Origin of the sequence: Streptacidiphilus sp. MAP5-3 (assembly GCF_041262505.1) — a bacterium.
Lineage (GTDB): Bacteria > Actinomycetota > Actinomycetes > Streptomycetales > Streptomycetaceae > Streptacidiphilus.
This window is the reverse complement of record NZ_JBGCCL010000036.1, coordinates 27,548-48,841: the sequence shown is the minus strand read 5'-3', so window position 1 is coordinate 48,841 and position 21,294 is coordinate 27,548. Positions and strand designations below refer to the sequence as shown.

The following is a 21,294-nucleotide window of genomic DNA, read 5'->3' as shown; positions in this document are numbered from 1 at the left end:
AGAAGGCTCGGGCATCTGTCTTCTCATCTTCACGGATGCGAAGATGATTGTGTACCGTGGTCCTGTGAACACGCTTCCTGCCCTGCTGCTCGCGGCCGGTGGCGTCGGCTTCGGCCACGCCGTCATGCCGGACCACTGGCTGCCGCTCGCCGTCCTCTCCCGCACGAGGCGCTACCGCACCGGGCGAGTCGTCCGGCTGTCGCTCGCCGCCGCGCTGACGCACGTCCTCGTCTCGCTGCTGCTCGGCGCGGTGCTGGTGGTCGTCGGGCTCCAGTTCCGCACGACGGTCGCCCGCCACACCGACCTCGTCGTCGGGGGCGTGCTGCTGGTGACGGGCGCGGTCTTCCTCGTCCTGGACCTGCTGGGCAAGGGCCACGGCCACAGCCACGACGGCGACGGCGGGCACAGCCAGGGTCACGGACGCGGACACGGACACACGCACGACCACGGGCACGCCCCCGACCACGACGGCCGCCACACCCACGCCGTCGGCACCACGGCGGTTCTGGACCGACCGAAAGCGGAACACGAGCACAGCCACCCACAGCGCAGCCCGCGCGGGCTGGCCGGGCTGCTGATCCCCTTCGGGGCCGCAGCCTCGCCGGATCTGACGATCCTTCCGGTCTTCCTCGCCGCAGGCGCGCTCGGAGCGACGGCCGCGGTCGGCTCGCTGGTCGTCTTCACCCTGGTGACGATCGGCACGATCGTCGGTCTGACCGTCGCCGCCGCGCTCGGGGCGCGGATGCTGACGACACCGTGGATCGACAAGCGCGCCAACATGCTGACGGCGGTCACGCTGCTGGTGATCGGCGCGCTGGTCGCTCTCGGCTGGATCTGACCTGCGCGTTCGCTACACGGCTGCCTCAGCCGTCCGCGCGCGCCGACCGGCCGGGCGGGGCAGGTAGGTCGCGGCGTAGACGAGGGTCGCCGCCGCCATGATGCCGAAGCTGGGCGGGCACTGCGGGATCCACGCGGCGGCGGCCAGACCGGCCCACATCTCCGCGACCGCCAGGCCGCCCGCCAGCGCGAGGCCGACGAAGGGCCGCTGCGTCATCCGCAGCGCCGCGCCCGCCGGGGCGGCCAGCAGGCCGAGCAGCAGCAGCGAACCGACGGCCTGGGTCGCCTCGCCGGCCGTCAGGCCGACCAGGGCCAGGAAGCCCAACCCCAGCGCCTTGACCGGGACTCCACGCGCGGCGGCGACGTTCTCATCCAGCGTCGCGAAGAGCAGCGGCCGGGCGATCAGCAGTACCAGCGCCGTCACCACGAGCGCGATCACGACCGCGACCGTCGTCTGGCCGCCGTCCAGGCCGAAGATCGAGCCGAAGAGCACCGAGGTGCCCGCGCCGCCGTTCCCCATGCCGCTGGCCGAGGTGGTGTAGAGGGTGAGGAAGAACGAGCCGAGGCCCAGGATCCAGGCGAAGGCGCTGCCGATCACCACGTCGTCCGCCTTGCCGCGGCGGCCGATACCGCCGAGCAGCAGACCGACCAGGACGCAGGCGACGAAGAGGCCGAGCCGCAGGTCGTATCCGGCGGCGAGTGCGGCCATCGCGCCGGTGAAGGCGACATGGCTCAGCGCGTCCCCGGTGAAGACCTGCGCGCGCAGCACCAGGAAGAAGCCGACCAGCCCCGCCGCCAGTGCGATGAACGTGCCCGCCAGCAGCGCGTGCTGGAAGAACGGCTGGGTCCACGCGGAAACCGCGAGGGACATGGTCGGGGCCGTCATGCCGCACCTGCCAGGGTCGGGACCGCGCGTCGCCGCTCGGCGGCCGCGGCCAACGCCCGCACGCCGTGAGCGAGCAGGAAGAGCGCGAACGCGAACGTGGTGACGAAGAAGCCGAGCGGGTAGTTCCAGTACCAGCCCGCGAACAGACCCAGCCAGGTCACGCCGAAGCCGATGACGACGGTGAGCAGCAGGCTCAACCCCGGCCGGGCGGTGAGCACCTGGGCCGTCGCGGCGGGCAACACCATCAGCGCGAAGACCAGCAACGCGCCGGTGATCTGCGCGGCCTCGGCGGTCGCGGCACCGAGCAGCACCAGGAACGCCACCGACAGCGCCCGCACCGGCACCCCGCGCGCGGCGGCGACCTGCGGGTCGACGGAGGCGAAGAGCAGCGGGCGGCCGATCACCGCGAGCACGCCCAGCACCACGACGCCGGCGACGGCCAGCGTCGTCACCTGACCGGTGGTGATGCCGGTGAAGTTGCCGAAGAGCAACGCCTGCGGGCCCTCCAACAGGCCCTTGTAGAGCGCCATGAAGAGGTATCCGCAGGCCAGCAGGAAGGCTTGGACGGTGCCGGTCGCCGCCGACTCCTCCGAGTCGCCGGGCTGACCCCCGCGGTTGCGTCGGAGCATGGCCAGCACCAGCGCGGCGGCGATGCAGAAGCCGAAGTAGCCGAGGCTGAGCGCGAATCCGGCCAGCGTCGCGAACGCCGCGCCGGGAAAGGCGACGACGGACAGGGTGTGCGCGGCGAAGGTCTGCCGCCGCAGCACGACGTACCAGCCGACGACGCCCGCGACGACGGCGACGATCGCACCCGCGCGGAAGGCGTTGAGCATGAACGGGTACGACCACATGACCTGGAAGTCGTAGAGCAGGTTCCAGGAGAACGGAGGAGCGGATCCCATCTCAGCCACCCGCTCCGGCGGGTGCTCCGGCGCTCGCGTCTGCCCGTGCTCCGTGCACTCCGGCGTGTGCGCCGGTGCCCTCGGGCTGTCCGACGACGACGAGGCGGCCGTCCTGGGTGGAGAGGACCTCGACCGGGGTGCGGTAGAGGCGGGTCAGCGTCTCGGAGGTGATCACCTCGGTGGGCCGGCCGCTGACGGCGCCGCCCTCGGCGATGTACACGACCCGGTCCAGGTGGTGCAGGATCGGGTTGACGTCGTGCGCGACCATGACCACGGCGACCTGCTCCTGGTGGCAGATCCGGCCGATCAGCGCGGCGACGGCGCTCTGGTTGGGAAGGTCCAGGCTGTCCAACGGCTCGTCCAGCAGCAGCACTTCGGGCTTGCGGACGAGGGCCTGCGCGATCAGCAGCCGCTGCTGCTCACCGCCGGAGCACTGCCCGATCGGGCGGTGCGCGTACGCGCTCGCGCCGACCAGCTCGATCACCTCACGGACCCGCTCGCGCGCGGCATGCCGGTTGCGCGCCCAGGGCAGGGGTATGCCCCAGCGGTCGCCGTCCAGGCCCATCCGGACGATGTCGACGCCACGGATCCGCAGGCTCGGGTCGAAGCTGCGGCGCTGCGGCAGGTAGCCGACGCGGCTGCCCGCCTCGCCGGGCCGACGGCCGAGCACGCGTATCTCGCCCTCGGCGGCGGGCACGACGCCGAGCAGCACCTTGACCAGCGTGGACTTGCCGACGCCGTTGGGCCCGAGGACGGCGACGAACTCGCCCGCCTGCACCTCGAGGTCGACGCCGGACCACAGCGTCCGCCCGCCCACGCGCACGGCGGCGCCCCTGAGGCCGACGACGGGCGCCGCGGCTTCGGTGGGCGTCGGGGTGGCCTTCTCGACGGCCGGTGCTTCGGCCGGTGCTGCGTCAGCGGGTGCGCTCACGGGGGGAGGATTCATGGCGTCACTTCCCGGTGGCCTGGTGGAGAGCCTGCTCCAGGCCCTGGAGCTCGGCGACCTGCCACTGCTGGAACGTGTCGTTCGCAGGGGCCAGGGTCTCGGTCACCTGGGCGACCGGAATGCCCTCGGACTTGGCCAGGTTGACCTGCGCGACCACATCCGGGGTCGAGTTCTGGCTGTTGTAGACGTAGACCTTGATCTGCTTGTTCTTGATCTGCTGGTCGATCAGCGCCTTGTCCGCGGCGGTCGGGTCGGTGCCCTCGCTCATCGCGTCCAGGAAGGTCTCCGGCGTCATCATCTTCAGCCCGAGGCCCTCGGCGAGCGGCGTGACGATCGACTCGGACGCCCCGATCGGCGTGCCCGCGTACTTCTGCTTGATCTGCGCGATCAGCTGGTTGTACTGGGCGAGGGTCTGCGTCTCGAAGGTCTGCTGCTGCGCGTCGAAGTAGGCGGCGTCGGCCGGGTCGAGCTTCTTGTACTCGTCGGTGATCGCGGCGATGACCTGCTTGACGTTGTCCGGCGAGTACCAGCGGTGCGGGTTGCCGCCCGGCTTGATCCCGACGAGGTCGCCGACGTTGAGCTCCGCGCGGCCCGTGCCCGGGTTGGTGGCCAGCAGCTTGTCCGCCCACGCGTCGTAGCCGATGCCGTTGACGATGGCCAGCTGCGCCGTGGTGACGGTGCGGGCGTCGGAGGCGGTGGGCTCGTAGGAGTGCGGGTCCGTGTTCGGGTTGGTGATGATGCTGGTCACATGCACGTGCGAGCCGCCGAGCTGGGTGGCGATGCTGCCCCAGAAGTTCTCGGCCGCGGCGACCTGGATCACCTTGCCGCCGGAGGCGCCCGAGGACCCCGCGTTGGTCCCGGCGGGTGCGGTGGTCGCGCAGGCGCTGACCGAGGCCACCAGCGCGACCGCTCCTGCACCCAGCGCCAGCTTGGTGGTACGACGGCGGAAGGTGGCGGGCGCGGGCATGATCAGGGACCCCCTGGGCTGGGACGGCGGTGCGGCGACGTCTTCAGGTTAACTTGGAAACGGTTTTCATCGTAGCCCGAATGGGTGTGAGATGAAAACCGTTCCCGCCGTCACCCGTCCGAGTGGCACACGCCGGGCTCGCCGCTTGGCCCGCCGGGCCGCGCCAAGGCCGCATCAGGGTCTGCCGCCGTAGCGCTCGGAACGCGTCAAGGACCGCCCCACGCGGGCCCGGACGGGGGTGAACTGGTGCCATGACTCATCCAGTGATGGTCCTCGACGACACCCGCGACAGCCTGTCGGCCCTCGGCAACCTGGCGACCCCGGCGTACCCAGCATTCCCCGCCGCCGACGCGCGGGCCGGGACCTCCTTCGTGCAGACCGCCTCACAGACCGCCACGCAGCCCGTCGTCGGCCCGGTGAGCGGCACGGTGAGCGGCACAGATGACGAAGAGGACGAGGTGTTCGCCCTCACCGGCCACTGCCGGATGTCCATGCACTTCCAGCTGTAACCAGCAGGCCGCTCAGGTCTGCGTCCCGGGGACGAACCGTCCGCCCCGGACCAGCCGGGCCAGGTCGAGCGTGGTGACGGTGCCGACCAGGAGGCCGCCGTCCAGGACGAGCAGCGGAAGCCGTCCGCGGCTGTCGTCGAGCGCGTCCAGCAGATCGTCCTGGGTCGCCGCCGTCGCCCAGGTCGAGACCGGGACCGCGACGTCCCGCAGCCGCACGTCACCGCGCCGACCCGGCGGGATGCCGAGCAGTGTGCGCCAGCGGACCACACCGCTCGGATAACCGTTCAGGTCCACGACTGGGACCGCACCGAGGCTGCGCCAGGTGGTGCTCTCCTCGAAGACGCGGTCGACCGTGGACCAGTCGGGGCGGGTGAACGCGGGCGTGGTCATCGCCTCGCCGACCCGGACGCCACGCGCGGACGCCGCCAGCGCCGCGTGCCGGACCTCGGCCGAGGCGGCCACCATGAGAAACGCCCCTACCAGCAGCAGCCACACGCCCGCCGAGCCGGTCGCGGTGCGCAGCAGCACGATCCAGCCGCCCAGCACCAGTGCCGCGCCCAGCACTTGACCACACCGACCGGCCTGCCGCTCGGCCCGGTCCCGGTCACCGCCGCGCCACCAGAGTGCCGCCTGCAGCACCCGGCCGCCGTCCAGCGGGGCACCGGGCAGCATGTTGAAGACGGCGACCAGCAGGTTGACGACACCGGTCCAGATCAGCACCGCCGCCGGGACGTCCCAGTCCAGGACGTTCAGGGCCAGCAGCGCCGCGCCCCAGGTGGCCGCCGCGAGGAGCAGGCTGACCACCGGGCCGGCGAGCGCGACCAGCAGCTCCCGGCCGGGGCCGTGCAACCGTCCGATCCGGGTCACGCCGCCGAGGCCCCAGACGGTCATGTCGTCGACCCGCGTCCCGGCCCGTCGGGCGACCACGCCGTGGGCGACCTCGTGCAGCACCAGGCTGGCGATCAGCAGCAGCGCCCCGACCAGGCCGCCGAGCAGGTAGACGCCGGAGGAGCGTCCCGGCACCCAGGCGGGGAGGACGTTCCCGGCCAGGCCGAAGGTCAGCAGGACGACGAGCAGCGGCGCGCTCCAGTGGACCCGCAGCGGGATCCCGAAGAGCCTGCCCAGGGGCACGGAACCGTTCATGGCCGCCGCCTCCCTTCCCTACACCCTCCCCTGGGATTCTGCGCCCGGGGGACGCGCTCAAACCGGGCTCGGGGGCGTGGTCCCGGGCGCACCTGGCACACCGCGCCGAGACCCTCTAGGTTGGGGCCGCGCAAGATCACCCCACGCCCACGCCCACCCGCACGCCCGCACCCACGCCGCAGCAGTCCCCGTTGCCCCAGAGACTTTCGGAGCCCGCCGTGAACGATCTCTTCTCCGTCGCCGGAAAGACCGCCCTGGTCACCGGAGGTACCCGGGGCATCGGCCTGATGATCGCGCGCGGACTGGTCCAGGCGGGCGCGAAGGTCTACGTCAGCTCGCGCAAGGCGGAGGCCTGCGAGGCCGCGGTCAAGGAACTCGCCCAGTACGGCGAGGCCGTGGCGCTCCCGGCCGACCTGGCGCAGGCGGACGAGTGCCGCCGCCTCGCCGAGGAGCTCGCCTCCCGCGAGGAGCGGCTGCACATCCTGGTCAACAACGCGGGCGCGACCTGGGGCGCGCCGCTGGACGAGTTCCCGGTCAGCGGCTGGGACAAGGTCATGGACCTGAACCTGCGCAGCCCGTTCCTGCTCACCCAGGCCCTGCTCCCGCTGCTGCGCGCCGCCGCCTCTCACGAGGACCCGGACCAGGGCGACCCCGCCCGCGTCATCAACGTCGGCTCCATCGACGGCCTGCACGTCAGCCCGCTCCCCGCCTACTCCTACGCGGCCAGCAAGGCCGGGCTGCACCACCTGACCCGCGTGCTTGCGAAGGAGCTCGGGCCGCAGGGCATCACCGTCAACGCGATCGCTCCGGGCCCGTTCGAGTCCAAGATGATGGCGGCGACGCTGGAGACCTTCGGCGAGGCGATCGCCCAGGCCGCGCCGCTGCGCCGGATCGGCCGCCCGGACGACATGGCCGGGGTCGCCGTCTACCTGTCCAGCCGGGCGGGTTCCTACGTCACCGGCGCGGTCATCCCGGTCGACGGCGGCATCGGCACCACGGTCTGAGCGACTGACCGACCAGCACTGCACGGCACGGTACGGCACTGCACGCCACGGCACAGCGGCACAACGGACAACCGAGCACTTCCAAGGGGACGGGACATGGAACGCCGCCAACTGCTGCGTGGGCAAAGGAGGCTGGCGCTCGTCGTGGTCGCCGGCACACTGGTGATCGCGACGATCGGCTTCGTCGGCTCGTACGACGCGGTGATGCGGCTGGCCCAGCGCAACGGCTTCGGCTGGTTCGCCTACGTGCTGCCGATCGGCATCGACGTCGGCATCACCGTCTTCCTGGCGCTGGACCTGCTGCTGACCTGGATGCGGATCCCGCTGGCGCTGCTGCGGCAGCTGGCGTGGCTGCTGACGGCGGCCACCATCGTCTTCAACGCCGCCTCGGCGTGGCCGAATCCGCTGGCGACGAGCATGCACGCGGTGGTCCCGCTGCTGTTCGTCGCGGCGATCGAGGCGGCGCGCCACATGGTCGGGCGGATGGCCCAGATCGAGGCCGACCAGTTCATGGAGGGGACGCGGCTGGGCCGTTGGTTCTTCGCCCCCGTCGCCACCTTCCGGCTCTGGCGCCGCCGCCAGCTGTGGGAGCTGCGCAACTACCAGGAGGCGCTGGAGATGGAGCGCCGCCGACTGGTCTTCCGGGCCCGGCTGCGCTCGCGCTACGGCCTGTTCTGGCGGCAGAAGGCCCCGGTCGACCAGATCCTGCTGCTCAGGCTGGCCAACCTGGGCGAGCCGCTCCCGGCGTTCGAGCTGGAGGTCGCCCGGATCGAGCCCGATCCCACGCCGGCTCCCCCGGTCCGCCCCGCGCTCCCGGCTGCGCCCGCGCCAGCCGAGGCCGCGGCCGTGGAGGCCGAGACCGCCGCAGAGCAGCCCGAATCGGCCCCCCTGACCGTCCCGTCCACGCCGACCGTGTTCGGCGCGGGCACGGCCATCGAGCAGTACCAGCAGGGCTTCGACGAGTACACCCAGCAGCACGGCGCCCACCCGAACGCCGAGCAGTTGTCCACCTGGCTCTTCGAACAGCACGACATCAAGGGCCGTACCGGCGAACCGCTACGCGTCGGCTACCTGCTCCGCCTCCTGCCGTCGTTCCAGGCGCGCTGGACCGCTGCGCAGCAGGCTCAACCGGCCCCGCCCGCGCAGCAACTCGCCACCGCAGGGGTCAGTGCCGTCCGTGCGGTCAGTGCGGACGCATCCGGTCCCAGCCTCCCGCAGGAGTGAAGAGGTAGCGGAGCTTGCCGGTCGTGGTGCGCTCCGGCGGCCGGTAGTCGTCCGGCGGTGGCTCGACGCCGGGGTGCGGGGCCGGTTCCAGCAGCGGGTGGCGGCGCATCTCGCGGGCCCGGTCGCCGAGGTGGTCCAGTTCCTGCTGGTCGAGCGTGGCCCGCAGCAGCGGGAAGATCTGCGCCTCCTCCCAGTGCATGTGCCCGGTGACGTGCGTGCCCAGCACTCCCATCAGCCGGTCGAAGCCGGGCGCGTGCGCGTCGAGCAGCCGGATCCGGCGCAACAGTACGTCCGTCTGGGCGTGCGCGCCGAGGCACGGGACGGCCAGGGCGCTACCGCCCTCGGCCCGTTCGCGGATCATCGGGTAGACCAGGGCCTCCTCGATGGCGTCGTGCGCCACGATCTGCCGGGTGGCCTGGTCGGCGATCTCCTTGCGCTCCGGGTGGCCGAAGCCGACGCCCAGGAAAGCGCTGAAGGTCCGGGTGATTTCCTCGTGGTCGGCGATCAGTCCGTCGATCAGATCGCCTCGGGCGCGGTCGCGTCCGATGTCGGTCTCGATACCCATCAGAAGCACCTCCGGTCGAAAGAGGTCCCCCGCCTCTCCCTTACCCCGCCACGACCGGTTCGGATCCCCTGGATCAGATCCAGTCGCGGCGCTTGAAGCCGAAGTAGAGCGCGACCGAGATGCCGATGGTCACGCCCGTCGAGACCCAGAAACCCCACTGGGTGCCGAATCCCGGGTAGGGGACGTTCTGGCCGTAGAAGCCGGTGACCGCGGTCGGGACGGCGACGATCGACGCCCAGCTGGTCACCTTCTTCATGATCATGTTCATTCGGTTGCCCTGGACCGTCAGGTTGGTCTCCATGATCGAGCCGACCATGTCGCGCAGCGACTCGGTCCACTCGGTCACGCGCAGCACGTGGTCGTAGACGTCCTGGTAGTAGGGCATCATCGGGTCGGCCACCACGTGCAGGTCGCGGCGCATCAGGGTGTTCACCATCTCGCGCATGGGCAGCGCCATCCGCCGCAGCCGCACCAGGCTCTTGCGCAGCGCGAAGGACGCGCGCTGGATGTCGCGCGTCTCCTTGGCGTTGGCGTCGAAGAGGATCTCCTCGAGTTCCTCGATCCGGTCGTCCATGTCCTGCACAGCACGGAAGTGCCCGTCCACGACGTGGTCGAGCAGCCCGTGCAGCAGGAAGCCGACACCGTGCTGGCCCAGCTCGGGCTCGTCGTCCCAGCGGGAGACGACGTCGTCCATGTCGAAGCGGTCGTCGAGCCGGACGGTGATCAACGCGTTCGCGGTCACGAAGACCGACAGCTCGCGGATGACCAGGTCCTCGTGGTCCCGGGCGGCACAGACCGCGTACATGGAGAGGAAGCAGTGGTCCCGGTAGCGGTCCAGCTTGGGCCGCTGGTGCTCGTGCCGGGCGTCCTCGACGGCCAGCTCGTGGAGGCCGAACTCCTCCGTGAGCATCGCGAAGTCGTCCGGGGACGGCGCGCACAGGTCCAGCCAGACCACCGAACCGTCCTCGGCGACGTGGTCCGATATCTCGGCGACGGGGAAGTTCTCGAGGGCGAGCTTCCCGTCGCGGTAGAGACGTGTACGCACGGAGGAGGTCACGTTGGCGGTGGCGCTGGCAGGCGCGATGGTGTCGGGCATCGGGACACCATAGCGGCAGAACACACGCGACCCGGAGGCAGCCCTACTGCCTCCGGGTCGTCGTCAGAAGCAACTCAGCGGCTGCTCAGCTCTCGCGGCGCGGCAGCTTCCAGCCCGGGCGCGGGAAGTGGCAGGTGTAGCCGTTGGGGTAGCGCTCCAGGTAGTCCTGGTGCTCCGGCTCGGCCTCCCAGAACGGCCCGATCGGGGCCACCTCGGTGACGACCTTGCCCGGCCAGAGCCCGGAGGCGTCCACGTCGGCGATGGTGTCCTCGGCGATCCGCTTCTGCTCGTCGTCCAGATAGAAGATCGCCGAGCGGTAGCTGGCGCCGATGTCGTTGCCCTGGCGGTTCTTGGTCGTCGGGTCGTGGACCTGGAAGAAGAACTCCAGGATCGCCCGGTAGTCGGTCTCCGTCGGGTCGAAGACGATCTCGATCGACTCCGCGTGGGTGCCGTGGTTGCGGTAGGTGGCGTTGGGCACGTCACCTCCGCTGTAGCCGACCCTGGTCGTCAGCACGCCCGGCTGCCGCCGGATCAGCTGCTGCATGCCCCAGAAACAGCCGCCCGCCAGGACTGCCTTCTCCGTCTGCGCCACCACGAGTTCCTCCTTCGATCCGTTCCACCCAGCCCAACGCGGCGGACATGGTCATCATTCCGCCGCGCGGGGCTTCCGGCAGGTGCAGTTCGCGACGACGCCTCGACGACGCCTCGGGCTACTTGCCGGGCGCGAAGCCCAGCGGGGTGTTCGGCAGGCCCGTCATCGCCGAGATCATCGCGTCGTGCCAGATCGGGCCTGCGGTCTCGAAGCCGTAGGCCGGGTCGTAGCTGTGGCCGCCGATGTCCACGCCGTTGAGGGAGTTCAGCGGGTAGTTCGGGTTGGTGACCACGGTCGCGTCCGAGATCTGCGTGGTGTACCCGGAGAACCAGGCCTGGGCCTCGCTGTTGGTGGTACCGGTCTTGCCCGCGTCCGAGTACGGGATGGCGACCGACGCGCCGGTGCCCTGGTCGGAGACGACCGAGTGGAGCAGCGTGTTGACCTGCTGCGCCACTGCGGGCGTGAGCACCTGGTGGCAGTTGCCCGACGGCACCGTCAGGCTCTTGCCGGAGGAGTCGACCACCTGCGTGATCGCCGTCGGGCTGCAGTACGTCCCGTTGGCGGCGAAGGCCGCGTACGCGTTGGCGATCTGCAGCGGGGTGAGGTCGTTGACACCGAGGGTCAGCGACTGTGCCTGGGCGAGCGGCTCCAGGCCGGTCCCGGAGGCGTTCATCATGCCCTGGCTGCCGAGGCCGAGGCTCTGCGCCATGTGCACGACGTTGCAGAGACCCGCCTGGGCCTCCAGCGGCACGAAGTAGGTGTTCACGGAGTCGGCCATGGCCTTGACCATGTCGATGTTCCCGTACGGGACGGTGGTGTCGTTCTGGTCGCCGGGGACGGCCGGGTGGACGACTCCGTTGCAGTCCGTCATTGCCGGATAGTCCGCGGAGGCGGGCGAGTTGATCGGGTAGCTGAGCGGGACGCCCTGCGACAGCGCGGTGGCCGCGGTGACGGCCTTGAAGACCGATCCGGTCTGGAAGCCCTCGCCGCCGCCGTGCAGGGCGTCGACGTTGTAGTTGATCTCGGTCTGGTTGGTGCCGGTGCCGAAGGGACGGCTCTGCGCCATCGCCAGGATCTGCCCGCTGCCGGGCTGCACCATGCTGGAGACCGAGACGGCCTTGTCGCTGGAGTAGATGTGGCTCTGCATGGCCTGCGCTTCGGCGGCCTGGTCCTGCGGGTTGAGCGTGGTGTGGATCTGCAGTCCGCCCTGGTCGAACAGCGCCTGCCGGGCGTCCGACGTCGCACCGAACGCGGGGTCGTCCAGCAGCACGTGCTCGACGTAGTTGCAGAAGAACTCGTCGCCCGCCTTGGCGGCGATGCAGCCGGTCCGCGGCGGGGTCACCTTCAGGCCCAGCGGCTGGGCCTTGGCCTGGACCGCCTGGGCCGTGGAGATGCTCCCGTAGGTGGCCATCGCGTCCAGCACCTCGTTGCGGCGGGTCACCGCGGCCGCCGGGTTCTGCACCGGGTCGTAGGCGGAGGGCGACTGCACCAGACCGGCGAGGAGGGCCGCCTCGGGCAGCGTCAGCTGGCTCGCGTGCTTGCTGAAGTACAGCTCCGACGCGGCCTCGACGCCGTAAGCGCCGCCACCGAAGTAGGTGATGTTCAGATAGTTGTTCAGGATCTGCGCCTTGCTGAGCTTCTGCTCCAGCTCGATGGCGTACTTCAGCTCCTGGATCTTGCGCCCGGCGGTCTGCCGCGTCGCCGCGGCGACTCCGGCCGCGCTGTCGCCGGCCTCCTCGATGAAGACGTTCTTCACGTACTGCTGGGTCAGCGTCGACCCGCCCTGGGAGACGCCGCCGCTGCTGCTGTCCTTGAGCAGCGCGCGCAGCGTGCCCTGGAGGTCGATCGCACCGTGCTGGTAGAAGCGGTGGTCCTCGATGTCGACCAGCGCGTTCTGCATCTCCGGGGCGATCTGGCCGAGCGGGACGACCGTCCGGTCGCGCGAGTAGACGGTGGCGATGACGCCGCCGTCGGCGTCGTAGATCGTCGACGCCTGCGAGAGCGTCGGGACGACGAGGCTGCCGGGCAGGTTGTTGAAGTCATTGGCAGCGGCCTTGGCCGACAGCCCCACCCCGCCGACGGCGGGCAACGCGATCCCCGCGACGACCGCGCCGGCGAGCGCGGAGGCGCCGACGAGCTGAACGCCGAGCAGAGCTTTGTGTCCCGGGCCGCGGGACTCGCGCGGGGACTTACCGGAGAGGGGGGATCGCTTCGCTGCCACGGGCCAACCCTAAGGCGCGAGGTCAGGGCCTTCGGGCCGAGTTGGGGGTCACGAGCGTCACAACTCTGCGACAGCCTGCTGAGCGTTCGCTGAGCGGGCGGAGGCAGAGGGATGACTTAGGAAATTCCTCTGTGCTGCCGCGCGCGGTTGCACCACCAGGTCGTGCGACTAACGCAGCGCTCTCAGGACGTCCTCGTCCGTCAGTTGGTGGAAATCCTGGTACCACTCCCCCACCGCGCCGAAGAAGCGCGGGACTTCGACGCAGATCACCTCGTCGCAGACGCGCCCCACCGCGCCCACCGCCTCCCGCGCCGCGACCGGGACGGCGACCAGCAACCGTGCCGGCTTCGCTCCGCGCAGATAGGTGCACGCCGCGCGAGCGGTGATCCCCGTCGCAAGCCCGTCGTCCACGACGACCACTGCCCGGTCGCGGATGACGGGCGTCGGCCGGTCACCCCGATAGCGAAGCGCCCTGCGCTGGAGTTCCGCGCGCTCGCGGGCCACGTCGGGGGCGAGCTCGTCCGGGGTGAGGCCGAGAGTGGTCAGCGAGGCGTGGTCGAAGAGGGGCGGGTCGTCGCCCGCCAGCGCGCCGATGCCGACCTCGGGCCAGCCCGGAGCGCCGATCTTGCGGACGACCAGCACGTCCCACGGCCAGTCCAGGGCGACGCCGACCCGCGCGGCGACCGGCACACCGCCGCGGGCGAGGCCGAGCAGCAGCGGATCGGGCAGGTCCGACACGCCGCGGTCCAGCAGGCGTTCGGCGAGCTGTCTGCCCGCGTCGATCCGGTCGCGGAAGCGCATGACCGAGGAGGCGTTCAGGTCAGCAGCAGTCTCAGCTCCAGCTCGTGCTCACCGGGGACCGTGCCGCGGTCCTGGACGTGGACGGCCTCCTCCAGCGCCTCTCGGACGCGGTGCACCGGTTCGGCCGCGCCGATCAGGTCTGCGGAGACCTCACCGTCGAGGTGGAGCGGGGCGAGGTGGACGCCGTGGCGTCCACCGGTGTCCAGCAGCAGGGACCAGACGTTCGGGCCGAGACGGCTCTCCTCGGGTGCGGCGGCGCCCCCGTGCTGGGCGTGGCCGGCGTGGGCCTCGGGCGGGAAGGCCGTTTCGAGCGCGGTCATCACCGCGTCGGCATCCTCGGGTCGGCATCCGGCGAACTGGACGCAGACCTCCTCCTCGGCGCTCTGCTCAGGGTGCTTGGCAGTCGTGGCAGTCATGGGAACGCTCCGTTGTCCGGAACCCACACGGGCACTACTGTCCGCGCTACCCGCCACCGGCTTACCGAAACTCATCCCTCCACTTCCACCGCATTCCGCGGCATTCCGCCGTACCCGTCACGATTCCCTGCGGTTTACCTGTTACACGCAACTAACTAGCCTGGAGGTGAGGCAACAGCGCTCGGGCCCCGCCACCAGGAGGTGCGGCATGACCGGGAACACAGCTGACCGGCCGGGCGGTGGTTCAGGCACATCCGCCGTCGCAAGCACCGGCACCGGCTCGGGCGGAAGCGGCGGGCGCGACGGGCGGCGCCGCGAGCCCGATCCGCGCGCCGAGCACCGCAGGATCCTGATCATCATCTCGGCCCTGATGATGGGCATGTTCCTGGCCGCCCTCGACCAGACCATCGTCGCCACCGCGCTGCCCACCATCGCGGGCGACCTGCACGGACTGAACCACCTGGCCTGGGTGGTGACGGCGTATCTGCTGACGTCGACCATCTCCACGCCGCTCTGGGGCAAGCTGGGCGACCTCTTCGGGCGCAAGCAGCTTTTCCAGGCCGCGATCGTGATCTTCCTGATCGGCTCGGCACTGTCCGGGATCTCCCAGAACATGATCGAGCTGATCGCCTTCCGCGCGATCCAGGGTGCGGGCGCGGGCGGTCTGATCGTGGGTGCGCAGGCGATCATCGGCGAGGTGGTCAGCCCGCGTGAACGCGGCCGGTACATGGGCTACTTCGGCGCGGTCTTCGGCGCCTCCTCGGTGATCGGCCCGCTGGCGGGCGGATTCTTCACCGAGCACCTGAGCTGGCGCTGGGTCTTCTACATCAACATTCCGCTCGGCGCCGTCGCTGTCTTCGTCATCGCCGCCGTGCTGCACCTGCCGCGTACCCGCACCCGGCAGCGGATCGACTACGCGGGCGCGGCCCTGCTGGGCGCGGCGGCGACAGCCGTCATCCTGCTCACCACCTGGGGCGGCACCACCTACGGCTGGACCTCCGGGCCGATCCTGGGTCTGGGCGTGGCGACGATCGTGTCGCTCGCGCTCTTCGTGCTGGTGGAGCGGCACGCGGCGCAGCCCGTCCTGCCGCTGGCCCTCTTCCGGACGCCGGTCTTCGCGATCGCCAACGCGATCGGGTTCCTGATCGGCGCGACGATGTTCGGCGTCATCATCTACATCCCGCTCTACCTGCAGACCGTCCACTCGGCCAGCCCCACCAGTTCCGGCCTCCAACTGCTGCCGCTGATCCTGGGGATGCTGATCACCTTCATCACCAGCGGTCGGCTGGTCACCTCCCGGGGGCGCTACAAGGTCTTCCCGATCATCGGCACCGCGATCATGTCCTTCGGCGTCTGGCTGCTCTCGCTGATGACGCCGACGACGAGCCTGGCAGTGTCCTCGGCCTACATGTTCGTGGTCGGCTTCGGCATCGGCCTGGTGATGCAGGTGCTGGTCGTCGCGGTCCAGAACGCGGTCCCGCGCGAGCAGTTGGGCACGGCGACCTCGTCGACGACCTTCTTCCGCACCATCGGCGGCTCGTTCGGCGTCGCCGCGCTGGGTGAGGTGTTCAACCGGCAGTTGACCGCCAACCTGCCCAAGTACCTTCCGCCGCAGGCGGTCCAGCAGCTCCACGGCAGCACGGTGACGGCCAGCCCCGCCCAGCTGAACGCCCTGCCGGCGCCGATCCGGCACGGGTTCATCCAGGCCTTCGACGCCTCGCTGCACGTGGTCTTCCTGGTCGCCGTGCCGATCGGGCTGCTGGCCTTCGTGCTGAGCTGGTTCCTCAGGGAACTCCCGCTGCGCGAAAAGGCCTACGTCTCGGCGGCGGACTCGGTGGACCCGGTGGACCCGGTCGCGCCCGCAGACCCCGTCGAGCCCACGGACCCCGTCGAACCCGTCGAGCCCCCGGAGAGGTCCTGAAGCGCGTCGCGGCGTGACCGCAGGAAGGCGGAGGTCGCCGCGTTGTCCGCGCGGGCCAGCGCGGACTCGTAGGCGGCGAGCGCCTCCTCCCGCCGACCGAGGCGACGCAGCAGGTCCGCGCGGACCGCATGGAGCACGTAGAGGCGGTCCAACTCCCCTGCGACGGCGTCCACCAGCGGCAGCGCGACCGCCGCTCCGTCCCGCTCCCCCACCGCGACGGCCCGGTTGAGCGCGGTCACCGGGCTCGGCGCGAGGTCCAGCAGGCGGTCGTAGAGGGTGACAATCTGCGCCCAGTCGGTGTCCTGCGCGCCCGCCGCGTCGCTGTGGACGGCGGCGATGGCCGCCTGGACCTGATAGGGCCCGGGCGTGTTCCGGCGCAGGCAGCGACGGACGAGCTCCTGGCCCTCGGCCACCAGGGCGGCGTCCCAGCGGGAGCGGTCCTGGTCGGGCAGCAGCACCAGCGAGCCGTCCGGCGCGGTCCGGGCCGGACGACGGGCCTCGGTGAGCAGCATCAGCGCCAACAGGCCCTGCGCCTCCGGCTCGTCGGGCATCAGCGCGACCAGCAGCCGGGCCAGCCGGATCGCCTCCGCGCAGAGGTCCTGACGCACCAACACGTCCCCGCCGGTGGCGGCATAGCCCTCGTTGAAGACGAGGTAGAGCACCGCGAGCACCGAGCGGAGCCGGTCCGGCAGGTCCGCCTCGCGCGGCACGCGGTAGGGGATGCGGGCGTCGCGGATCTTGCCCTTGGCCCGGACCAGTCGCTGGGCCATGGTCGGCTCCGGCACCAGGAACGCCCGCGCGGTCTCGGCCGTGCTGAGTCCGCCCAACAGGCGCAGCGTCAAAGCGACTTGGGACGGGACGGCGAGGGCCGGGTGGCAGCAGGTGAAGATCAGGCGCAGTCGGTCGTCCGGCACGGCACTCTCCTCCTCCCGGTCCTGCGGTGCCGGGTCGGCGTCGCCGTGGAGGGCCAGCGCCTCGGCGTGCCGGGCGTCGCGTCCCGCCTCACGGCGTAGGCGGTCGACGGCGCGGTTGCGGGCGGTGGTCACGATCCAGCCCTCCGGGCTGGGCGGCGGCCCGGATACGGGCCAGCGCTGAACGGCCGCGGCGAACGCCTCCTGGACCGCCTCCTCGGCGAGGTCGATGTCGCCGAAGGCGCGGACCAGGACGGCGACAGCCTTGCCGTAGTGGCTGCGGAAGACCCGCTCGATCCCGGCGACGTCGGGGGTCTCGTCGACCCCCGACACCTCACCCGGGTCGGCCATCAGCCGTCGACCTCGCCCGTGAACGGCCGCACCTCGATCGGCAGCGTCGTCGCGCGGGCGGCCTTACGGCCCCACTCCAACGCCGCGTCCAGGTCCGGCGCCTTCACGATGCAGATACCGCCGAGGTACTCCTTGCCCTCGGCGTAGGGGCCGTCGGTGACCAGCACGTCACCGTTGGCCGGCTCGGGCCGCAGCAGGGTCGCGGTGCTCGGGTCGTGGAGGCCTCCCGCGAAGACCCACGCGCCCGCGGCGCGCAGTTCCGCGTGGAACACCTCCAGTTCCCGCATGATCCCGGCCAGCACCTCGGGCTCCGGCCGAGTGCCCTCGGTCGGTGTCACCACACTGAGCAGATACTGCTTCATGGTCTCCTCCTCCGGAGTCTCTTCACCCTCTGTACGAACGGGAACCCCGGGGATCGACAGCGGCAGCGACTCTTTTTTCAAGGATGAGCCGAAGAACGCGGCGCTACAGCTCCGGCGCGTCCCCCTTCACCGGCTTCACCGGCTTCTCCGGCGGGTCGTCGCTGAGGCGGTGCAGACCGAGCAGCACGCCGATCAGGCCTGCCTGGTCGGGGCTGAGGCGTCCGACCGCGTCCAGCATCGACAACGGCGCAGCAGGGGCGGAAGGCTGCTGCTGCGCGGCGTTGTCGGCTTCGGGCGTCTCGGGCCGGTCCGGCTCCATGAAGCTCTCCATTCGATGTCGTAAGGAACCAGGTCGAGGCAGCATTTCAGATCATCGGCCCGGTCCGCTGCACCGGTCCATCCCGCGGGGGTCCGTGTCCCGGTATGCCCCGTTCGGCGCACGCGGAGCGCGCCCGGCCCCCGTCCCGCGAAAGGATGGTGCGGACGAGTCTGTCGAGCCCCCGGAGGTGGGCCCCGTGGCGTGGGACGCAGGCGAGAATCTCAACAGGCAACTGGACGAGGAACAGCTCGGCACCCCCGAGCCCTGGTACTGGTGCCTCCGTCACAACCGCGTCGAACAGGGCCGCCAGTGCCCGGAGCGGTTCCTGCTCGGCCCGTTCCCGACCGCGGAGGCGGCCAGCCATGCGCTGGAGTCGGTCGACGAGCACAACAAGGCCTGGGACGCCCAGGACCAGCCCCGAAGGCCGGAGGGCCCGGACGACAGCGGCGACAGCGGCGACAGCGGCGACAGCGGCGACGCGACGGAAGGGGGTGACCGGTCGTGAACGAGATGTCCGACGACATGGCCCACGACGACAAGATGCTCTTCCTCGACGTCGCCGACACCGAGGCCGCCGCTGCCGTCTTCGACGAGATCACCCAACTGCCCACCGTCACCCGTGCGGTGCTGCTGGAGCGCGACGCGGACGGCCGGATCAGCGTGCCCAAGGACTACGACCCGCAGGCGGGCGGCGCGATGTTCGGCCTCGGCGCGGTCGGCGCGCTGGTCGGCCTGCTGGGCGGCCCGATGGGCGTCGCGATCGGCCTGACGCTGGGCAGCGGTGTGGGCGCCGTCGCCGACGGCCGCGAGGCCGAGGACGAGACCGACGCGCTGATCGGCCTGACCGCGTGGGTCGACCCCGGACACTGCCTGGTCACGGCGGAGATGGTCGAGTCCGACCCCCGCGCCGTCGACGCCATCGCGGCCCGCCACCAGGCCGCACTGCACCGCGTCCTGGCCTCCGACGCGGCCGCCGACCTGGAGAAGCTGCGGGCGGCCGCGCAGTCGCGCAGCTGAGAGCCCCGGGCCGGGCCCCCGGCTCCGCGTGGCGCACTCCCCGCAACCGGCTGACTCCCTACAGTAGCCGGGATGTGGAACGACATGTTCGTCGCGGGCGTCTCCTACGGCGAGAAGGCGCTGCGCACGATCATCGTCTACCTGGCCCTGCTGGTCATGCTGCGCCTGCTCGGCAAGCGCGGCCTCGCCCAGCTGAACACGTTCGACCTCGTGGTGATGCTGCTGCTGTCGAACGTGGTCCAGAACGCGGTCATCGGCAACGACAACTCGGTCAGCGGCGGTGTCTTCGGCGCGGCCGTGCTGCTGGTGACCGACGCGCTGCTGGTCCGGCAGGGCGCGCGCTGGCCGTGGTTCGCCCGGCTGCTGGAGGGCGAACCGACCGTGCTGGCCCGTAACGGCAGCTACAACCTGCATGCGATGCGGCGCCAGGGGCTCACCCGGGGCGACATCAAGCACGCCGTGCACACCCAGGGCGGCGACGGCATCGACGAGGCCGCGCTGGTGGTGCTGGAACCGGGCGGCTCGGTGCTGGTCCGCCTCCGCCCGGGGGACCAGGTCGCCGACAAGGACGACATCGCCGAGCTCGACGCCCTGCTCCGCCGGATCGAAGCCCGCCTGCCCGCCGCCCGCGAGGAGTGAGCGGAGGCCACCGCACCGCGTGCCACTCGCCGCATGGGCGCAGGGCACGCGGCACGCAGCAGACGGCACGCGGCCTGACCGTCAGCGTCAGCGTCGCGCTGCGGCCTCACTCACGCCGTTGAAGACGTCCGGGCCGAAGTCCGAGGCCGTGGCCGCGAAGCCGAGGTGGCCCCGACCGTCCGCGCCGCCGGTGCGCAGGCCGAGCAGGTCCTCGAAGGTGCGCAGCGCCGAGTAGTGGTTGTAGCTGCCGGTGGTGTCCGTGCTGCCGGCCTTGATCCAGAACGGGTTCAGCAGCACCGCGCCGACCTGTCCGCCACCGGGCATCGTTCCGGCGGACGGCTCCTGACCAGGCGTCAGGCCGGTGAATCCGAGCAGCTGGTAGTAGGTCTTGCCGCCGAGCGACGCGATCGGCGTGTTCAGCAGCGGCGAGTAGCCGGGGTTGGCGCTGCCGGGGCCCGGCTGCTCGTGGTCGCCCGCGGCGACGTCGGCCACCGAGCCCTCGTCGAACGTGATCATCACCAGCATCGAGCCGTCCTTGTACGCAGGCGAGTCGAGGATCAGCGGCATCCACGCCTTGAGGAACGCGTCCGCGCCCACCAGGCCGCCGGTCGTGGTGCCCGCCGTGTTGACGCCCGCACAGGTCGCGTCGTGGCCGTCGTCGCAGACGTTCGGGCTGACCATGGCGAACCGCGGCGTGGTGAACGGGCTCGCCAGGTCCTGGGCCAGGTGGCCCTGGTAGCGGTAGCCGCCGCCCGTCCGCGCCGTCGCGGCGCCGAGCGGGACGACGTGCTGACCGCAGGAGGACGCGTCGTCGGTGACCGAGTGGAAGAAGGCGAACGGGTTGTGCCGGTCCACGTACTGGTCGGTGGTGCTCGACTTCACCTGCGAGCCGGTCGCGTTGGGGCCTTCGGCGTTCTCGGTGTCGTCCGTCCCGACGCCGTTCGCCTGCGTCGGGTGGGCGCAGTCGGTGCCGCCGCTCGGGTCGGGGGTGCCGCCGTCGCGGGCGGGGTCGTTGCCCATGTCACCCGCGTACTCGCGCCAGTCGACGGCGGTCGGGATCCCGGGCAGGTCCCTGGCGGCCTGGAGCTGGCCGCCGATGGTCTGCACGTCCGCCGGGTAGACGCAGCCCTGCCCGTCCGCCTGGCCGGGGTAGCGCACCTGGTCGGCGTCGGGCGTGCCGGGCAGCACGTCGTCGTAGGCCCCGCCGGTGGCGGTGGTGCAGTCGCTGCTGGTGACCTGGTTGGGCGCCTGGCCGGAGACCTGGGCGAGGTAGTTGTCGAGGCTGACGTGGCCCACCGCGTAGTAGTCGGGCAGCAGTTCGCCCTGCGGCACCAGCGTGCCGTTGAGGTAGGTCGCGGGCGAGCCCGGCCCGAAGGTCTGGCCGTAGCTCTCGTTCTCCAGGTCGATCACCAGCACGTGGTCGATCGCCCCGGCAGGCGGCGTGACCGGCACAGCCCTGTCCGCGGGTACGGCCGGGCGTGCCGAGGCGGCGGGCACGGCGGCGGTGAGCGACAGGACCAGCCCGGTCGCGGCTGCTGCGACCAGGGCGGCCTTGTGCGGCGTTCGTCGCGTCATGCGAGTGTCCTCGTTCCGTTGTCGGAAGTGTTCGGGTGTGCACGGGACTGTGCGAGGTGCTTCCGGGGAGGTCGAGCACGGATGGTGACA

At 71.3% G+C, this 21,294-nt stretch carries 23 protein-coding genes; 8 read left to right on the top strand and 15 right to left on the bottom strand.

The window, feature by feature from the left end; all coding sequences use genetic code 11:
- The first annotated feature begins 64 nt into the window (after positions 1-64).
- Positions 65-838 (top strand): hypothetical protein, encoded by a 774-nt coding sequence (locus tag ABH928_RS32860; protein ID WP_370072345.1) that lies wholly within the window; start codon positions 65-67, stop codon positions 836-838.
- 12 nt (positions 839-850) lie between these two features.
- On the opposite strand, the gene ABH928_RS32855 is transcribed toward ABH928_RS32860, so the two are convergent.
- From ABH928_RS32855 to ABH928_RS32840, 4 genes are read right to left on the bottom strand one after another with little or no spacing between them, the layout of a single operon-like run.
- On the bottom strand, positions 851-1,723 hold the full coding sequence (locus tag ABH928_RS32855; RefSeq protein WP_370072344.1) for a metal ABC transporter permease: 873 nt from the start codon (positions 1,721-1,723) through the stop codon (positions 851-853).
- Positions 1,720-2,625: a metal ABC transporter permease gene (locus tag ABH928_RS32850; RefSeq protein ID WP_370072343.1), complete on the bottom strand. Its 906-nt coding sequence runs from the start codon at positions 2,623-2,625 to the stop codon at positions 1,720-1,722. Before ABH928_RS32850 ends, ABH928_RS32855 begins: the two co-directional genes overlap by 4 nt.
- A 1-nt stretch (position 2,626) precedes the next feature.
- Entirely contained in the window at positions 2,627-3,556 is a 930-nt protein-coding gene (locus ABH928_RS32845) for a metal ABC transporter ATP-binding protein (RefSeq protein WP_370072342.1), read from the bottom strand.
- A 19-nt stretch (positions 3,557-3,575) separates the two neighbouring features.
- Positions 3,576-4,538, bottom strand: coding sequence for a metal ABC transporter solute-binding protein, Zn/Mn family (locus ABH928_RS32840; protein WP_370072341.1), 963 nt, complete (start codon positions 4,536-4,538; stop codon positions 3,576-3,578).
- Between the two features lie 251 nt (positions 4,539-4,789).
- On the opposite strand from ABH928_RS32840, the gene ABH928_RS32835 reads away from it, so the two are divergent.
- Complete coding sequence (locus ABH928_RS32835; protein ID WP_370072340.1) at positions 4,790-5,047, top strand: hypothetical protein; 258 nt, start codon at positions 4,790-4,792, stop codon at positions 5,045-5,047.
- 12 nt (positions 5,048-5,059) lie between these two features.
- Here ABH928_RS32835 and ABH928_RS32830 read toward each other — a convergent pair whose 3' ends face one another.
- Entirely contained in the window at positions 5,060-6,190 is a 1,131-nt protein-coding gene (locus ABH928_RS32830; RefSeq protein ID WP_370072339.1) for a site-2 protease family protein, read from the bottom strand.
- Positions 6,191-6,408: 218 nt separating this feature from the next.
- On the opposite strand from ABH928_RS32830, the gene ABH928_RS32825 reads away from it, so the two are divergent.
- Both ABH928_RS32825 and ABH928_RS32820 read left to right on the top strand, forming a co-directional pair.
- Positions 6,409-7,194, top strand: coding sequence for an SDR family oxidoreductase (locus ABH928_RS32825; protein WP_370072338.1), 786 nt, complete (start codon positions 6,409-6,411; stop codon positions 7,192-7,194).
- A 96-nt stretch (positions 7,195-7,290) separates the two neighbouring features.
- Positions 7,291-8,418, top strand: a complete 1,128-nt coding sequence (locus ABH928_RS32820) for a DUF2637 domain-containing protein (protein WP_370072337.1) — start codon at positions 7,291-7,293, stop codon at positions 8,416-8,418.
- On the opposite strand, the gene ABH928_RS32815 is transcribed toward ABH928_RS32820, so the two are convergent.
- The 6 genes from ABH928_RS32815 to ABH928_RS32790 form a co-directional block, all read right to left on the bottom strand.
- Entirely contained in the window at positions 8,378-8,983 is a 606-nt protein-coding gene (locus ABH928_RS32815) for a hemerythrin domain-containing protein (RefSeq protein ID WP_370072336.1), read from the bottom strand. The two genes, ABH928_RS32820 and ABH928_RS32815, sit on opposite strands and share 41 nt — an antisense overlap.
- Before the next feature lie 73 nt (positions 8,984-9,056).
- Positions 9,057-10,079: a magnesium transporter CorA family protein gene (locus ABH928_RS32810; protein ID WP_370072335.1), complete on the bottom strand. Its 1,023-nt coding sequence runs from the start codon at positions 10,077-10,079 to the stop codon at positions 9,057-9,059.
- 85 nt (positions 10,080-10,164) lie between these two features.
- Positions 10,165-10,674, bottom strand: a complete 510-nt coding sequence (gene msrA, locus ABH928_RS32805) for a peptide-methionine (S)-S-oxide reductase MsrA (RefSeq protein WP_370072334.1) — start codon at positions 10,672-10,674, stop codon at positions 10,165-10,167.
- Between the two features lie 115 nt (positions 10,675-10,789).
- On the bottom strand, positions 10,790-12,892 hold the full coding sequence (locus ABH928_RS32800) for a transglycosylase domain-containing protein (protein ID WP_370072333.1): 2,103 nt from the start codon (positions 12,890-12,892) through the stop codon (positions 10,790-10,792).
- 168 nt (positions 12,893-13,060) lie between these two features.
- Positions 13,061-13,693, bottom strand: coding sequence for a phosphoribosyltransferase (locus ABH928_RS32795; RefSeq protein WP_370072332.1), 633 nt, complete (start codon positions 13,691-13,693; stop codon positions 13,061-13,063).
- 14 nt (positions 13,694-13,707) lie between these two features.
- Positions 13,708-14,109: a hypothetical protein gene (locus ABH928_RS32790; RefSeq protein ID WP_370072331.1), complete on the bottom strand. Its 402-nt coding sequence runs from the start codon at positions 14,107-14,109 to the stop codon at positions 13,708-13,710.
- A gap of 208 nt (positions 14,110-14,317) precedes the next feature.
- Between ABH928_RS32790 and ABH928_RS32785 the strand changes: the two genes are divergently transcribed.
- On the top strand, positions 14,318-16,030 hold the full coding sequence (locus ABH928_RS32785) for an MDR family MFS transporter (RefSeq protein ID WP_370072330.1): 1,713 nt from the start codon (positions 14,318-14,320) through the stop codon (positions 16,028-16,030).
- On the opposite strand, the gene ABH928_RS32780 is transcribed toward ABH928_RS32785, so the two are convergent.
- From ABH928_RS32780 to ABH928_RS32770, 3 genes are all read right to left on the bottom strand, one after another.
- A complete protein-coding gene (locus ABH928_RS32780) occupies positions 15,922-17,292 on the bottom strand; it encodes an RNA polymerase sigma factor (protein ID WP_370072329.1) in 1,371 nt (456 codons plus the stop codon). The genes ABH928_RS32785 and ABH928_RS32780 overlap by 109 nt on opposite strands.
- Positions 17,292-17,654, bottom strand: coding sequence for a YciI family protein (locus ABH928_RS32775; RefSeq protein ID WP_370072328.1), 363 nt, complete (start codon positions 17,652-17,654; stop codon positions 17,292-17,294). Before ABH928_RS32775 ends, ABH928_RS32780 begins: the two co-directional genes overlap by 1 nt.
- Before the next feature lie 103 nt (positions 17,655-17,757).
- Positions 17,758-17,973 carry a hypothetical protein gene (locus tag ABH928_RS32770; protein WP_370072327.1) on the bottom strand — a complete coding sequence of 72 codons (216 nt, stop codon included), beginning with the start codon at positions 17,971-17,973 and terminating at the stop codon, positions 17,758-17,760.
- A gap of 196 nt (positions 17,974-18,169) precedes the next feature.
- On the opposite strand from ABH928_RS32770, the gene ABH928_RS32765 reads away from it, so the two are divergent.
- From ABH928_RS32765 to ABH928_RS32755, 3 genes are all read left to right on the top strand, one after another.
- Positions 18,170-18,478 carry a hypothetical protein gene (locus ABH928_RS32765; RefSeq protein ID WP_370072326.1) on the top strand — a complete coding sequence of 103 codons (309 nt, stop codon included), beginning with the start codon at positions 18,170-18,172 and terminating at the stop codon, positions 18,476-18,478.
- On the top strand, positions 18,475-18,990 hold the full coding sequence (locus ABH928_RS32760; RefSeq protein WP_370072325.1) for a histidine kinase: 516 nt from the start codon (positions 18,475-18,477) through the stop codon (positions 18,988-18,990). The genes ABH928_RS32765 and ABH928_RS32760 overlap by 4 nt, the downstream gene beginning before the upstream one ends.
- Before the next feature lie 72 nt (positions 18,991-19,062).
- A complete protein-coding gene (locus ABH928_RS32755) occupies positions 19,063-19,629 on the top strand; it encodes a DUF421 domain-containing protein (protein ID WP_370072324.1) in 567 nt (188 codons plus the stop codon).
- An 87-nt stretch (positions 19,630-19,716) separates the two neighbouring features.
- Here ABH928_RS32755 and ABH928_RS32750 read toward each other — a convergent pair whose 3' ends face one another.
- Positions 19,717-21,204 (bottom strand): hypothetical protein, encoded by a 1,488-nt coding sequence (locus ABH928_RS32750; RefSeq protein WP_370072323.1) that lies wholly within the window; start codon positions 21,202-21,204, stop codon positions 19,717-19,719.
- Positions 21,205-21,294: the final 90 nt, after the last annotated feature.

What these genes read in the sequence shown, in the direction of transcription:
- ABH928_RS32820 (WP_370072337.1), top strand. Translation starts at nt 7,291, where the DNA reads ATGGAACGCCGCCAACTGCTGCGTGGGCAAAGGAGGCTGGCGCTCGTC.
- ABH928_RS32830 (WP_370072339.1), bottom strand. Translation starts at nt 6,190, where the DNA reads ATGAACGGTTCCGTGCCCCTGGGCAGGCTCTTCGGGATCCCGCTGCGG.
- ABH928_RS32810 (WP_370072335.1), bottom strand. Translation starts at nt 10,079, where the DNA reads ATGCCCGACACCATCGCGCCTGCCAGCGCCACCGCCAACGTGACCTCC.
- ABH928_RS32780 (WP_370072329.1), bottom strand. Translation starts at nt 17,292, where the DNA reads ATGGCCGACCCGGGTGAGGTGTCGGGGGTCGACGAGACCCCCGACGTC.
- ABH928_RS32850 (WP_370072343.1), bottom strand. Translation starts at nt 2,625, where the DNA reads ATGGGATCCGCTCCTCCGTTCTCCTGGAACCTGCTCTACGACTTCCAG.
- ABH928_RS32840 (WP_370072341.1), bottom strand. Translation starts at nt 4,538, where the DNA reads ATGCCCGCGCCCGCCACCTTCCGCCGTCGTACCACCAAGCTGGCGCTG.
- ABH928_RS32755 (WP_370072324.1), top strand. Translation starts at nt 19,063, where the DNA reads ATGTGGAACGACATGTTCGTCGCGGGCGTCTCCTACGGCGAGAAGGCG.
- ABH928_RS32790 (WP_370072331.1), bottom strand. Translation starts at nt 14,109, where the DNA reads ATGACTGCCACGACTGCCAAGCACCCTGAGCAGAGCGCCGAGGAGGAG.
- ABH928_RS32750 (WP_370072323.1), bottom strand. Translation starts at nt 21,204, where the DNA reads ATGACGCGACGAACGCCGCACAAGGCCGCCCTGGTCGCAGCAGCCGCG.
- ABH928_RS32835 (WP_370072340.1), top strand. Translation starts at nt 4,790, where the DNA reads ATGACTCATCCAGTGATGGTCCTCGACGACACCCGCGACAGCCTGTCG.
- ABH928_RS32815 (WP_370072336.1), bottom strand. Translation starts at nt 8,983, where the DNA reads ATGGGTATCGAGACCGACATCGGACGCGACCGCGCCCGAGGCGATCTG.
- ABH928_RS32855 (WP_370072344.1), bottom strand. Translation starts at nt 1,723, where the DNA reads ATGACGGCCCCGACCATGTCCCTCGCGGTTTCCGCGTGGACCCAGCCG.
- ABH928_RS32775 (WP_370072328.1), bottom strand. Translation starts at nt 17,654, where the DNA reads ATGAAGCAGTATCTGCTCAGTGTGGTGACACCGACCGAGGGCACTCGG.
- ABH928_RS32795 (WP_370072332.1), bottom strand. Translation starts at nt 13,693, where the DNA reads ATGCGCTTCCGCGACCGGATCGACGCGGGCAGACAGCTCGCCGAACGC.
- ABH928_RS32785 (WP_370072330.1), top strand. Translation starts at nt 14,318, where the DNA reads ATGACCGGGAACACAGCTGACCGGCCGGGCGGTGGTTCAGGCACATCC.
- ABH928_RS32770 (WP_370072327.1), bottom strand. Translation starts at nt 17,973, where the DNA reads ATGGAGCCGGACCGGCCCGAGACGCCCGAAGCCGACAACGCCGCGCAG.